General features: G+C 37.1%; 13 protein-coding genes. 10 read left to right on the top strand and 3 right to left on the bottom strand.

Features of this window, described 5'->3' with window-relative positions:
• Positions 1-41: 41 nt before the first annotated feature.
• A complete protein-coding gene (locus J1905_RS00245) occupies positions 42-1982 on the bottom strand; it encodes a PAS domain-containing sensor histidine kinase (protein WP_214225083.1) in 1941 nt (646 codons plus the stop codon).
• A 115-nt stretch (positions 1983-2097) separates the two neighbouring features.
• Between J1905_RS00245 and J1905_RS00240 the strand changes: the two genes are divergently transcribed.
• The 8 genes from J1905_RS00240 to metQ all read left to right on the top strand — a co-directional run bounded on the left by J1905_RS00240 (position 2098) and on the right by metQ (position 8973).
• The gene (locus J1905_RS00240; protein ID WP_250317943.1) at positions 2098-2730 is read left to right on the top strand and encodes a TetR/AcrR family transcriptional regulator; all 633 of its coding nucleotides are present in this window, start codon (positions 2098-2100) and stop codon (positions 2728-2730) included.
• Positions 2731-2737: 7 nt separating this feature from the next.
• Positions 2738-2962: a hypothetical protein gene (locus J1905_RS00235; protein WP_214225082.1), complete on the top strand. Its 225-nt coding sequence runs from the start codon at positions 2738-2740 to the stop codon at positions 2960-2962.
• Positions 2963-2974: 12 nt separating this feature from the next.
• Positions 2975-4216, top strand: coding sequence for an MFS transporter (locus tag J1905_RS00230; protein WP_214225081.1), 1242 nt, complete (start codon positions 2975-2977; stop codon positions 4214-4216).
• 64 nt (positions 4217-4280) lie between these two features.
• Complete coding sequence (locus J1905_RS00225) at positions 4281-5300, top strand: lipid A deacylase (RefSeq protein ID WP_214225080.1); 1020 nt, start codon at positions 4281-4283, stop codon at positions 5298-5300.
• Between the two features lie 127 nt (positions 5301-5427).
• Positions 5428-6336, top strand: a complete 909-nt coding sequence (locus J1905_RS00220; protein ID WP_214225079.1) for an NAD(P)/FAD-dependent oxidoreductase — start codon at positions 5428-5430, stop codon at positions 6334-6336.
• A gap of 120 nt (positions 6337-6456) precedes the next feature.
• Positions 6457-7488: a methionine ABC transporter ATP-binding protein MetN gene (gene metN, locus J1905_RS00215; protein ID WP_214225078.1), complete on the top strand. Its 1032-nt coding sequence runs from the start codon at positions 6457-6459 to the stop codon at positions 7486-7488.
• 13 nt (positions 7489-7501) lie between these two features.
• Positions 7502-8137: a methionine ABC transporter permease MetI gene (locus J1905_RS00210; RefSeq protein WP_502928683.1), complete on the top strand. Its 636-nt coding sequence runs from the start codon at positions 7502-7504 to the stop codon at positions 8135-8137.
• Between the two features lie 17 nt (positions 8138-8154).
• A complete protein-coding gene (metQ, locus tag J1905_RS00205; protein ID WP_214225076.1) occupies positions 8155-8973 on the top strand; it encodes a methionine ABC transporter substrate-binding lipoprotein MetQ in 819 nt (272 codons plus the stop codon).
• A gap of 82 nt (positions 8974-9055) precedes the next feature.
• Here the strand turns inward: metQ and J1905_RS00200 are convergent, their stop codons facing one another.
• The gene (locus J1905_RS00200) at positions 9056-9514 is read right to left on the bottom strand and encodes a cupin domain-containing protein (RefSeq protein ID WP_214225075.1); all 459 of its coding nucleotides are present in this window, start codon (positions 9512-9514) and stop codon (positions 9056-9058) included.
• A gap of 374 nt (positions 9515-9888) precedes the next feature.
• Between J1905_RS00200 and J1905_RS00195 the strand changes: the two genes are divergently transcribed.
• The gene (locus J1905_RS00195; protein ID WP_214225074.1) at positions 9889-12372 is read left to right on the top strand and encodes an alpha-L-rhamnosidase C-terminal domain-containing protein; all 2484 of its coding nucleotides are present in this window, start codon (positions 9889-9891) and stop codon (positions 12370-12372) included.
• 51 nt (positions 12373-12423) lie between these two features.
• The gene (locus J1905_RS00190; RefSeq protein WP_214225073.1) at positions 12424-13242 is read left to right on the top strand and encodes a phytanoyl-CoA dioxygenase family protein; all 819 of its coding nucleotides are present in this window, start codon (positions 12424-12426) and stop codon (positions 13240-13242) included.
• Here the strand turns inward: J1905_RS00190 and J1905_RS00185 are convergent.
• A complete protein-coding gene (locus tag J1905_RS00185; RefSeq protein ID WP_214225072.1) occupies positions 13237-14115 on the bottom strand; it encodes an AraC family transcriptional regulator in 879 nt (292 codons plus the stop codon). The genes J1905_RS00190 and J1905_RS00185 overlap by 6 nt on opposite strands.
• Between the last annotated feature and the right edge of the window lie 45 nt (positions 14116-14160).

Below are 14160 nucleotides of genomic sequence, written 5' to 3'. Positions count from 1 at the left end.
GTTAAATCTTGAAAATGTTTCTGAATTGTTAAAATAGTTTGTTATTCAAGAGAATCTATAGTAGCTTCTTTTTGAACCGGTATGCAGAAACAGAAAGTAGATCCTTTGTCTTTAATGCTTTCTACCCATATTTTTCCTCCTTCACGCTTTATAATTTCAGAAGAAATATATAACCCCAGACCAAGCCCTGCAAAAGTGTGTTGCATTTCACCGTTTGCCCTGTAAAATTGTTCGAAGACTTTGTTCTGATCATCTATTGAAATGCCTATTCCAAAATCTTCAACACGCACAGTTACTTCTTGGTCTTTTAACGAGGTTGATATTATGATTTCGTTCGCATTTGGCGAATATTTAATGGCATTGGTTATCAGGTTTGTAACTACCTGTCCGATCCTTTCTTTGTCGGCAAATACTATTCCTGTTGGACTGTATTTTTCAATAAGCCTATGAGTTTCTGTAGTACGTTGAAGATCTTCAATTAGGTCTCTGATTAACAATTCAAGATTAAACTCCTGGGCATTGAACTGTAATTTACCTGAGTTTATTTTTGTAACATCAAGAAGGTCATTAATGAGACTGGTTAGGCGGTCTAGCTGACCGTCCATTTTACGCATCATCCTGGCCTCAACCATTTCTCCTTTTTTTAGCAACATCTTTTGCATTACCTGCGTGTAGGCTTTTATACTGGTAACAGGAGTTTTTAATTCATGACTTGCAATTCCAATAAATGCATCTTTTTGTTGTTGCAGTTCCTTTTGTAAAGTGATATCAATGCATGAGCCTATGTAACCTGAAAAGCTTCCATCACTTCGATATTGAGGTTGTCCGCTTGCTACACACCAATGAAGTGTTCCGTCTACATGATTAATTCTGAATTCAATACCATAAAGTGTGTGGGTTGTAAGCGTATCTAAAAATCGAGTGATTGCTGTTTTTCTATCTTCAATATAAACTGCATCTAACCATCCAGAAAGCATATTTTCATCATAAGAAAGACCGGTCCAGTTTACCCATGTTTGATTAACATACGTAATTGCTCCGTTTTCATTGCACATAAATAAACAGGCAGGAGAGGCGGAAGTAATCTTTTTTAAAAGATGCTCACTAGCGGCAAGGGCTTTCTTTAATTTTAATTGTTGCGCTAAACTCTTTTTCTCTTCCGTAATGTCTAGCAAAGAGCCAAGTATTCTGTATGGATTTCCATTTGTATTGTAGTAAACTTTACCCTCCACTCTTACCCAGTGAACTGATTGGTCTTTCCACAATACCCTGGCTTCATAAAATAGTATCCCTTTTTTGAGTGCCTTTTTATGGCCTGCAGTTCTTATTTTGAGATCGTCCTGATGGAAAACTTTAACATAATCAGCTCGGCAAGCCGGCTGATCAAATCCAAAAATATTGGCAAATCTTATGGAGGTAATCATTTCTCCACTTATGAGATCAAGATCATATGTGCCTAAATCGACCGCCTCAAGAGCTAGTCTGGTCCTTTCTTCTGCTTCTTCTAGCTGGCGTCTTGCGTTGACTTGATCGGTGATTCCTGCTTTTTCTCTTTCCTGAAGCTTAAATAATTCTGTAACATTACTTGGGGAATGAATTAGGAACATCACATTTCCATCATCATCCAAAATAGGGGTGTTGGCTGTAGTCCAGTAGCGCTCTTCAAACTTTGTAGTATCAGGTATTGGAATGTCATAACGATAATTGCTTATCGTATGAGGCTTTTTAGTACGTATTGCCTCATTAAAAGAAAATATGGCTTGCTCTATATTTTTCGATTCATGGTCAATAGGATTTGCAGGGAACGCAGCAAAGACAGATTTTCCAATTAATGCATCTCGTTTGGTATTTGTTGATTGCAGGTACGCTTTATTTACCTCCAGAATTGTGTAAGATGGGCTGTCGGTGTTTATAATTAATTGTGCCAGAGGACTATTGTTAAATATTTCTATGTAGCCATTCCGAGAAAACCCTTTGTCCATATTTTTACTGCATCTTCCAAATCGATTCTAAATATATTAAAAAAAGCTAAAATAGGATGTTTTAAAAGTAGTGGATGCTGTAATATCAGTATTTTAAAATATATTTTATAAATAAATGAATATTCATTTATATTTGTTCCTGAAATTGAAAAGCAGCATGAGAGCAAGAGATTTGAATAAAGTAGAACTGGTGAAACAGAAAGCAATGGAACTGCTTGTGAAGATAGGATTTGAGGGTTTTACGATGAATAAGTTGGCTAAAGAGTGCGAAATATCTGTAGCTACATTGTACATCTATTATAAAGATAAAGATGACTTGATTTTGCAAATAGCAAAGGAAGAGGCCGAGCGAATGAGTAATATTATGCTTGAGAATTTTGATCCGGAGGTATCCTTTGAAATAGGTTTAAAGCAACAATGGAAAAACAGAGCAAAATGTATGCTCGAAAATAAAATAACCTCTCAGTTTCTTGAACAGCTAAGAACATCCACTTACCAGGAAGAAGTTTATGGAACAATAGTGAGTAATTTCAAAGTAACTCTTGGCAAATTCATGCATAATGCTATAAAGAAAGGCGAAATTAATGAGATGCAGTTAGAAGTTTATTGGTCAATTGCTTTTGCTCCATTATATAATCTTGTAAGGTTTCACTTTGATGGAAGAAGCATTGGCGGAAGACCTTTCGTTTTAACAGATAAAGTACTTTGGGATACTTTTGAGCTAGTGTTGAAGGCACTGAAAAAATAACACACCTATGGAACCAGATTTTAAAGATATTCTGCTTTTTAAAACAAACATTCAGACGGCTGAGGATAAAAGTCTTATTGCCAAAGTAATGGAAAAGCATAACGTCAAGCAATGGACAATTGATCAACAAGATGTTGATTGCGTGCTGCGTATTGTTTCTCCGGCATTGAAATTAGAAGAGGTAATTCATCTGGTTTCAAAAAATGGATACCAATGCGAAGAACTGATTTAATTAAAAAAACTTATGGAACAACCCTCTACCAATATAATTTTACCCTTTAGTAATTACCAGAAATTAGTAATTGCTTTATTGGCTTTACTTCAATTTACAATAGTCCTTGATTTTATGGTTCTTGCACCTCTGGGTGACTACTTAATGAAATCATTGGCAATCACTCCAAAAGGTTTTGGATTGGTGGTTTCATCTTATGCGTTTAGTGCAGGGGCATCAGGAATACTGGCCGCTGGTTTTGCAGACAAGTTTGATAGAAAGAAACTACTTCTGTTCTTTTATATAGGATTTATTGTAGGTACGTTAGGTTGTGCCTTATCAACCAGCTATTATATGCTCTTAGGAGCCAGAATAATAACCGGATTATTTGGAGGTGTTATTGGTGCAATTTCCATGACAATTATGGCCGATCTTTTTGAGCTTAATCAGCGAGGCAGAGTGATGGGCTTTGTGCAGATGGCTTTTGCCGCAAGTCAGGTTTTAGGTATTCCGGTAGGTCTTTATTTTGCCAATTTATGGGGCTGGCATTCTTCATTTTTAATGATAGTTGCTTTGGCAGTTATTGTAGCAATCTTTATTATCGTAAAGATTAAGCCAATAGACAAGCACCTTGCATTACAATCTGATAAAAGTGCTTTTTTGCATCTATGGCATGCGGTTTCGAACAAATCTTATCAAACAGGTTTCATCGCTACCGCTTTTTTAAGCATAGGAGGTTTTATGTTGATGCCATTTAGTAGTGCATTTCTAATCAATAATATAAAAATTACACCACATCAGTTACCAATGGTATTCATGTTTACCGGTATCGCTTCTATTATAGTAATGCCTTTGATTGGAAAACTAAGTGATAAGGTTGATAAGTTTATGCTGTTTACGGCCGGATCTGCACTGGCAATTGTTATGATTTTGATTTATACAAACCTGGCAGCCATTCCACTTTGGCAGGTTGTGGTAATTAATATGGTGTTGTTTATGGGGGTTATGAGCAGAATGATTCCGGCAACCACACTCACAATGAGTATACCTGATATGAAAGACAGGGGTGCTTTTATGAGTGTAAATGCTTCGCTTCAACAGATGGCTGGCGGTATTGCCGCTTTATGTGCCGGATTAATTGTTACTCAAAAAAGTAGTACAAGTCCGCTTGAAAATTATGGCATTCTAGGTTTGGTAGTTTCAGTAATAATTGCCGTTTGTTGTTTCTTTGTTTATCGCGTTAGTGTTATGGTAAAAAAGAAAGTTTTAAAATAAGACTATTTTATATAATATTTGCCGGTGTTACTGAAACAAACTTTAAAAACCATATCCCAAATCTATGAGAATTAAAATTCTACTGACTATTATTCTGTTGACCTCTGCAATAACAAACATTTATTCTCAAGAAGTTGAAGGTAATCTGAATATTCACACTTTTGCAGATAATAGAGAGTACGCCAGATCGAACCGATTTTCTCAAACTATATTTGGAGTAAGATTTTCTCCTGAAATTGGATTGTTACTTGATAGTACTCATCGAATTAGAGTGGGGTTTAATGCGCTTCATGAATTCGGTTCTTTAAAATTTACCAATAAAATTGATCCCGTAGTTTATTACCAGTACATTAAACAAAATTGGAACTTCAATATGGGGGTGTTTCCAAGACGGGAATTACTTTCTGATTTTCCGAGAGCCGTTTTAAATGACACCTTAAGCTACTACAGGCCTAACGTAGAAGGTATGTTACTTAAGTTTGAAAATGAAAATTGGAAGCAGTTATTATTTATTGACTGGACAAGCCGCCAGACTGCAACTGCCAGAGAAAATTTCATATTCGGATTATCTGGAAGATATAAAAAAGACATGTTCTTTATCTCTCATTATGCGATGATGTTGCATGATGCCGGACCTGCAATAGATATTCCTGGTGACCACATCAAGGATAATGGCGCAATTACAGTTAAAGCAGGTTTAGATTTTGGTCATAAAACGTTCTTAGATTCATTAACAATCAACGCGGGTGGTTTAGTGTCACTTGAGCGTGAACGCAGTGTAGGTGGATGGAAAACGCCAAAAGGATTGTTGTTAGAGATGTTTGCTGAGTACCATAGGTTTGGTATCACTAATTCTTTCTATAAGGGAGAAGGACATCATATAATGCTTGGAGATCAATTTTATACAGCTAAAACCTACAACCGAACAGATTTAAGCTGGAGACCAAAAATATATAAGGGTATTGAAGGGCAGTTTACTTTGTCTTTCCACTATGTTGATGGTGTAATTGATAGTCAGCAGGCTTTTGCTATCAGATATAACATATTAGGAAGCAAGTCTTTGAAAAAGAGCGCTTCAAACTAATTACCTTAGGTAAAAAATGAGATTCCGCTAACATTCTTTATTTGCAACTGTGTTGCATTATTGTGTATTGTGTTTAATTTTGTCTGCAATAAATAGCAGTATATTTTTTATACATAAATAAACAACGATGGAAGACAATAAAGAATTTGATGTAATCATAATTGGAGGTAGTTATGCAGGGCTTTCTGCCGGAATGGCTTTGGGTCGCTCATTAAGGAAGGTTTTAATTATCGATGCTGGAAAACCGTGCAATAGGCAAACGCCACATTCACATAATTTTATAACTCAAGATGGACAAACGCCTAAGCGGATAGCGGAGGCGGCAAAAGATCAGGTACTAAAGTATAATACGGTATCTTTTCTCGAAGATGTTGTGCTTAGTGGCTCAAAAACAAAAAACGGTTTTGTAATAAACACCCAAAGTGGAGCATCATTTACTGCAAGCAAATTGTTGTTTGCTACAGGCTTAAGTGATCAGATGCCAGACATAAAAGGCTTTGCCGAATGTTGGGGAATTTCTGTTCTCCACTGTCCGTACTGTCATGGATACGAAGTTAGGCACGAGTCAATTGGATTGATAGTAAATGGGGACATTGCTTTTGAATTTACCCGATTAATTAGCAACTGGACTAAGGATCTTACGCTGTTTACAAACGGAAAATCTACACTAAAGCCAGAGCAAATAGATAAAATCAAGCAACACAATATCGAGATCATAGAAACGCAGATTGCTGAAATTGAGCATCATGAGGGCTATGTTACGAACATAGTTTTTAAAGATGGGAGTAAGCAAAAGGTTAGTGCAATTTTTGCTAAAATAACATTTAAGCAGCATTCTGAATTACCTGAGCAACTTGGTTGTGAGATTAATGAACAAGGCTTTATTCAGGTTGATGATCTGCAAAGGACTACAATCCCGGGGATTTATGCAGCAGGAGACAATACGACAATGGCTCGTGCGGTGTCTGTTGCAATTGCAGCTGGTACAAAATCTGGATCCTTCATAAACAAAGAATTAATTGATGAAACATTCTAATGGAATTGGTGTGTTAAATGTAAAAGTCTATTAACGTACTAGACTATTAATGATTATTCTTACTTTTGCAGCAAACTTTATTTTGTTTAAATAAGGTAGTTCTAAACTGCGAGAAGTTTAATGATTGAATTAAAAAATATAACTAAGAAGTTTCACCAGAAAAACAGGGAAATTATTGCCTTGTCAAAGGTGTCACTAACCGTGCCTAAAGGGAAGATATTTGGGGTAATAGGGGCTTCAGGAGCCGGTAAAAGCACGTTAATTCGTTGTGTTAATCTGTTGGAAAGACCAACTTCAGGTGAAGTTATTGTTGATGGACAGAATCTTATGGGTTTGTCAGCAACTGATTTGGCTAAGGAAAGAAGACAGATTGGAATGATTTTTCAGCATTTTAATCTTTTATCTTCTAGGACAGTTTCCGAGAATATAGCTTTCCCTTTGGAGTTGGATAAATTACCAAAGCAAGAAATTAAGAATAGAGTTTCTGAGTTGCTGGCACTAGTTGGCCTGGAAGAAAAGCATAATGATTATCCGGCAAATTTGTCGGGCGGACAAAAACAACGCGTAGCTATTGCACGTACTTTGGCCAGTAACCCTAAAGTGCTTTTGTGCGATGAGGCTACCAGTGCACTTGATCCTGCGACTACTAAGTCTATTCTTAATTTGTTAAAGGATATTAATAAGCGGCTAAACATCACCATTTTGCTAATTACGCATGAAATGGATGTTGTAAAGAACATCTGCGATCAGGTTGCAGTTATTAGCGATGGTGAACTGATAGAACAAGGATCCGTGAGTGAGATTTTTGCTCACCCAAAAACAGATCTTACTAAAGAATTTATAGCATCATCTTTAAAGATTAATATTCCGGAAGAATATCTGGAAAGACTAACAGCAAAGAGAGAAGCAAACAAAAAGCCTCTATTGAAATTAGAATTTACAGGACAATCTGCAGATGACCCAGTTTTATCTGAGGTAAGTCGTTTATTCGAGCTCGACAACAATATTATTTATGCTCAAATTGAATATGCGGGTGGCGTTAAATTTGGTGCAATGGTAGTTGAGGTTTCGGGCACAGAAGAAAATCATCAAAAGGCATTAGCATTTTATAATAACAAACAAATAAGAGTGGAGGAGTTGGGGTATGTCTGAGTCTATGATTTTGATGCTATTTAAGGGTGCTTGGGAAACAATTATCATGACCTTTGTGTCTGGTTTTTTCGGTTTTGTGATTGGATTGCCAACAGGTGTAATGCTATTTTTGACCAGAAAAGGCCAGGTGTTAGAGAACAGAGGACTTAATAATACGTTGTCAGTTGCTGTAAATGTTTTCCGGTCTATTCCATTTATTATACTCATTGTTTGGATGATCCCATTTACCAGGATGCTGGTTGGTACTTCAATAGGGGTGGAAGCAGCTTTAGTTCCATTAAGTATTGGCGCTGCACCGTTTATTGCGCGTATGGTAGAGAACAGCTTAATTGAGGTTCCACATGGCTTAGTGGAGGCAGCAAGAGCTATGGGTGCAACTCCCTTTCAAATTGTCTACAAAGTTTTGCTTCCAGAAGCACTTCCATCTTTAATTAATACGGCTTCTATTACCTTGATTACTCTTGTTGGTTACTCGGCAATGGGAGGAGCTGTTGGAGCCGGTGGATTAGGCCAAATAGGATATCAATACGGATATGTAGGGTATGATGTAACGGTAATGAATACCGTATTGGTTTCACTTGTAGCGCTGGTATTCTTTATACAGTTTATCGGCGATTTTATCGCTAAAAAAGTGGATCATAGAAAATAACTTATTAAAAATAACTTATGAAAATAGAAATTAAAGCACTTGCATTAGTTACAATTATAGCCACTGTTAGTTTATTTGGCTGCGGGGGTAATTCAAAAAAAACTATACCAAATCATATTAAAGTAGGAGTTGAATCTGGCCCGGAATACGTTGTTGCTCAGGTTGCGCAAAAAGTAGCTAAAGAGAAATTCGGATTAGAAGTAGAGCTGATCAGGTTTAATGATTACGTGATGCCTAATGAGGCGCTTCATCAGGGAGATATTGATGCAAATGCATTTCAGACCGGCCCTTATTTAGAAGTTCAGGCAAAGCAGCGTGGTTATAAATTTGCCATAGTAGGTAACACTTTTGTATACCCTCTTGCAGGTTATTCAAGAAAGATTAAAAAGATCGAAGAGCTTAAGGATGGTAGTACTATTATCATTCCTAATGATCCTACAAATGGTGGAAGAGCACTGTTGTTGTTGCAAAGTGCTAACCTGTTGAAATTAAAAGATGGAGTTGGTTTATTGCCTACAGTAAATGATATAGTAGGGAATCCAAAACAGCTTAAAATTGTTGAACTAGAAGCGCCTCAATTGCCAAGAGCATTAGATGATCAGAATGTTACTATTGCAGTTATCAACAACACTTTTGCTACCCCGGTTGGATTAGTTGCAGAACGTGATGGACTTTTTGTAGAAGATAAAAAATCTCCATACGTAAATATTATTGTAACTAGAGAAGAAGATAAAAACAGAGCAGAGATACAGAATTTTGTAAAGGCGTATCAGTCTGATGAAGTGGCTCAGGCTGCGGAAAAAGAATTTAAAGGCGGCGCTGTTAAAGGATGGTAATTAAGAGATAGTGTCCAAATCTTTTCGGACACTATCTTTTAAACTTTTCCAATACATTTTTGTGGTTGTTTACTAAACCTCGTTATGCAAAGGAGATCTTGTATTTTTCAGTAAGTTGCTCTGTCATTTTTGCGATTAAGTGAGCAGGAGGTGGGCCCTCAGGGCGAGCTATTGTTGGTTCTCCTTCTTGTGGTTGACTGAACTCTAAAAAATAGTTGTGTAAATATCCTGGCGTAATCAGTGTAAGAAATCTTGCAGATTTCGTGTTAATCACAAAATGGTGAGGAACCATTCTAGGAGCAAAAATCGCTTCTCCTTGTTGCGCATGGATTACTTTATCTCCAATTTGAAAAGTCATCTCTCCATCAAGCAGATAAAAGGTTTCATCTTCTTTTGTATGTTTATGTTTTGGCGGCTCTACCCCTTGAGGTAAGGTCATTTCTATTAATGCCATATCGCCATCTGTTTGTGTAGGTGATATTAGTGTCTTGAAAAATCCTCCTTGGTAAGCTCTAAAATTTATAGCTGATTCTACTTTCATAGTGTTTTTTAGTTTATTTAATTGTTCAAAATTTATGTCTTGTTTTCTTTATTTTGAGTAAGTTCTAAGTTTGTCCAGGTTAGATGCTCTCTTTCATCGTATCTCCAAACAGAATTTTAGCAAATGTATTTAAATAGTTGTTTTTTAAAGTATAAGTTGTTGATCTTTAGTTAGAAAGGTGTTTTGTGGACATTTCTTTGTCAGATTTATAAAGTGAATTTTACGATACTCGAAATAATCTATTGCTGGATTTTTAGGCAATGCCAAAAAGTGTAAAGAATAGCTAGTTAATGGCAATAATATTCTAAACCATGAGGTGTAACTTCGTTTTCAAACCAAATTAGATTTCACCAAATTAAAGAGGCTTGCTTCCTATGATTTATTTTGCGCGTGTATTTTTTACAGTTGCTTTTTTGATGCTTTGCCAGAGTTTTGGGCAATATGTGTTAGCACAAAATAGTATTTACCCACCAATTACGGCAACAAAGAGGGGAGCATTAAATCCACTTTCTCCAGATCCTATTTTCAATTACAGTTGGGATAATCCTAAGGCGTCTGATGGACTGGAAAGCTATAACCTAAAACCCCTAAGCTGGACAACATCAGCTCCCGGTAGTTTCGATATGAAGGAGTTTAAACAAAATGATGTCATTGTGGTAAATGGAATAGGAGCTATCCGTTTCGATTTCGGACAAACGAATGCTGGTTGGCTTGAATTTGAATCGGAAGATTTAATTGACAGTATAACCATGAGTATCAGTGAATACAATGAACCATCAATTGTAAATAGTGGGGCGGTGCATCCGGTTAAAACACTAAAACCTGTTAAGCATGGCCAAACATATCGATTGGAATTAAACCCTGAGCTTTATGAAGGGGTAAGATTTGGTTGGATAAATGTGCTTTCTCATCAACGAGCATGGCATATAAAGAATCTTCGTTTGGTTTGTCAGGTTAAACCTGTAAACTACAAGGGAAGCTTTTCGTGCAGCGATCCTGAACTTACCAAAATATGGTATACCGGTGCGTATAACGTTAAATTAAATCTTCAAAAGGACTATTTTGGGGCGATATTAATGGAGCGAAGCGATCGCCATTCCTGGACAGGAGATGCTTATCCATCGCAGGCGGCATCTATGGTCGCTTTTGGAAATTACGATTTTGTAAAAGCCAATATTGTAAATACAGCTGATCTAAATAATGGTATTTTTAGCTATTCTTTATACTGGGTTTTAAGCCTTGTCGACTATATAAATTACACAGGTGATGTTGAATTTGCCCAGAAATATATTGATAATGCCAGTAAGAAACTAGACTTGGCTTTTCAGCATTATGGGCAATCGCCCAAGTTGGGTTTCTTTGGTTGGGATGAGCGTTTGGGCGCAGGTTTCGAAAACCCAAATACTGCCGAATCACAGCGTGCTTATTCTATGCTTAGCATACGTTCATGGATTGAATTTGGAAGCTTAATGAATCAGATTGGTAGAGTAGATCTGGCAAAGAAATATACGGATTATGCTCTTCAAAAAATCGATGAGCAAAGAAAACGTAAAAACTGGCTTAATGAATTCGGACTTCATGCATCGGCTGATGCCATCAATACCGGATTTACCACAGCCAAAGAAAATGAGGTGTTTTATAACAGTAATTATACCGATAGGGTAAGTCGTTTGTCTTACTCTCCATTTAACCAGTATTTCATTATCGGGGCAATGGCAAAAATGCAAAAGTACAATGATGCAATAAGCTCAATTAAAGATTGTTGGGGAGGCCAGATTAAGTATGGAGGCACCACATTTTTTGAAGTGTACCGTCCAAGCTGGAATTCAATACTTGAGCAAAATGACGCCCCACCTAATAATCAATGTGGATATACCAGTTTAACGCACCCATGGAGTAGCGGAGTAGTTAAATGGTTGTCTGAAGAAATGTTGGGGATTAAGCCATTAGCGCCAGGATTTAAAGAGTTCGAAATTATTCCACATTTAGGCGATACCATCTCTTTTGTTAGTGGAAGTACGCCAACGTTACAAGGCATAATCTCTGCCAATTTTAACCTTAAAACCGGATTAACTAAACTTACCATACCTAAAGGTACAAAGGCCAAACGGCTTGCAATTCCATTGGGCGGGAGTACAGTAAAATCGCTTTACCTGAACGGAAAGCTTATCTGGAATGTAAAAGCGAGCTCTTCTTCAAAAACAATTCAAATCAAAAATGGCTACTTAAATGTAAGTGATCTGCTGCCTGGTAAATACGAGTACAAAGTTGTTTATGATAAAGTTAAAGAACCTAAAGCAAGTAATGATTTACCATGGAATTACCCTGTTAATACCTTTAAACAGGATAGTTTAACTTCAGGAAAATGGAGGGACAGCTACGGGAAAGATGGGTTTATGTTGTTTAATCAACTTGGAAATGGAAAGCATTTACAAAAACTACCCGCATACATCTCATCAGTAACTTTAAGAAACGAAGCAAATGTTCATTTGGAGGTTTCCGCTAATAACAGCGTATTGAGTGATTCTTTAAACGCAAACCAAAATCTAGGGGCTATAGTTACCAAAGATCCTAATCCAACGCAACAAACCATAACAATGGATATTGAGGCAAAAGATGACCAGCTGCATCAGGTAGCGCTGTATTTTTTGGACTGGAATAATAAAGAAAGACGATCGGCGGTTGAGGTGTTTGATGCAAAAACACTCAATCTAATAGCTCCTGTACAGCTGATAAAAAACTACCAAAAAGGAAAGTATCTGGTATTTAACTATAAAGGGAGTATAAGAATCCGGGTAAATCATGTAAGGGGTGAAAATGCTGCGGTTAGCGGGGTGTTTTTTGATCAAGATAATTAGCCCTAACCAACACCATTAACGAAAACTAATAAAATATAGACTCCAAAATAAATGAAAACACAAATCACACAACAACAGATTGACGATTACCGTGAGCATGGTTTTCTGCTCATCGAAGATTTTTTGGATAAGGAAGAACTAGCGCTTTGGCGTGAAGCTGTGACTGAGGCATTAGAACAGCGTGGTGGAAGAAAGCTTCCGGGAAAAGAAACAAAGACAGGAGAGGAGGATGGGATTAACAAAGACGCCGACTATTTCGGAAAGGTATTTGATCAAATGCTTAACCTATGGCAAACCAATGAGAAAATAAAGGAGTTGATGCTCAACCAAAGCCTGGGGAAAATGGTTTCGGATTTAGCAGGTTGTGATGGTGTAAGAATATGGCACGATCAAGCTTTAGTAAAACGACCCTGGGCTAATCCTACGTCATGGCATTTAGATACCCCGTTTTGGTCTTTTTCAGATCGTAGGGCTTTATCCATCTGGATTGCTTTAGATGATGCTACTCCTGAAAATGGTTGCTTGTATTTTATACCCGGCTCTTACCATACTACCACATTTGAGAACCCCGGAATAGGGAAAAATATGGATGAGGTTTTTAAGTTTTATCCACAATTTCTAACCACAAATGCTGTGTCCGTTCCTATGAAAGCTGGAAGCTGCTCTTTTCATAATGGTTTAACCATACATGGGGCAGGAGCCAACATGACAAGTGGTTATCGCAGGGCAATGACTTGTGCCTATATGCCAGACGGAGCTCTTTTTAATGGAAATCAGAACATTTTATCTGATGAGCAGGTAGCAAAATTGAAAATAGGAGATCCGCTAAATGATAATCAGCAAAATCCACTGATCTACTCCAGATTATAGCTTACTTTGTCTATATTCCTTTGGGGGCAATCCATTCTTTTTCTTAAACAAACGGGAAAAGTAAAATATAGAATCAAAGCCAGTTTGGTAAGCTATTTCGTTAATGGTTAGGGTAGTAGAGGTCAGTAGGTCTCTTGCTCTGTCTAATCGTAAATTGAGGTGATATTGATTTGGCGATTGTCCCGTCATTTCCTTAAAAACCTTTCTGAACCTCGAATATCCCATCGGCAATTCTTTAACCATCTCTTCTAAATTCACCGGATTTTCAATAGACTCCTGCAGTAAGAATTTAGCTTTTGATATTAGTTTCGACTGGTTTCCTGCATCTGGTGTTTGATATTTCGATACCGCATTTATCAAGCCCAAAATCTGTAAAGTAATGCCCGAAACAATTTGACGATAGCCAATCTCAGCCGCAGAAACGGTTTTAATTAGTGTATGAAAAAGCTGAAGTAAATCCTCATTATGGCCGACATCTATAAATGGATTATCGGCAGTAAATATTCCCTTTTTCATCAATTCATCAGGGTAAGTTCCATTAAATCCAACCCAATATTCTTCCCATCCATGCTGCGGGTGCGGTTTGTATCTGTGCCATATACCGGGGAATAAAAGAAAACAGGTTCCTGCTTTAATGTTGTACGCTTTGGTTTTTGCCGATTCAAGCAAACCTTCTCCTTTCGTAATGAAAACGATGTAATAGCCATCAAGTATTCTTCCTTTGTCCCAGGTAAAGGAATGGTCTATTGGATGCTGTCGGTTGTTTGGGTAGTTTTTATTAGGCTCTACTCTGGCAGAGCCCACAGTGTTGACGTAAAAACCCCAGTTTTTTTCAAATTCACTTATGTTAAGGTATTTGCAGTAATTCTTCATGTGGATATTTGGTTACTTTCATAAAGCTAGTTGTTTTATCAAAAA

Origin of the sequence: Pedobacter sp. B4-66 (genome assembly GCF_018492665.1) — a bacterium.
GTDB lineage: Bacteria > Bacteroidota > Bacteroidia > Sphingobacteriales > Sphingobacteriaceae > Pedobacter.
The sequence above is the reverse complement of the archived record's forward strand: the minus strand, read 5'-3'. Positions and strand labels throughout refer to the sequence as shown.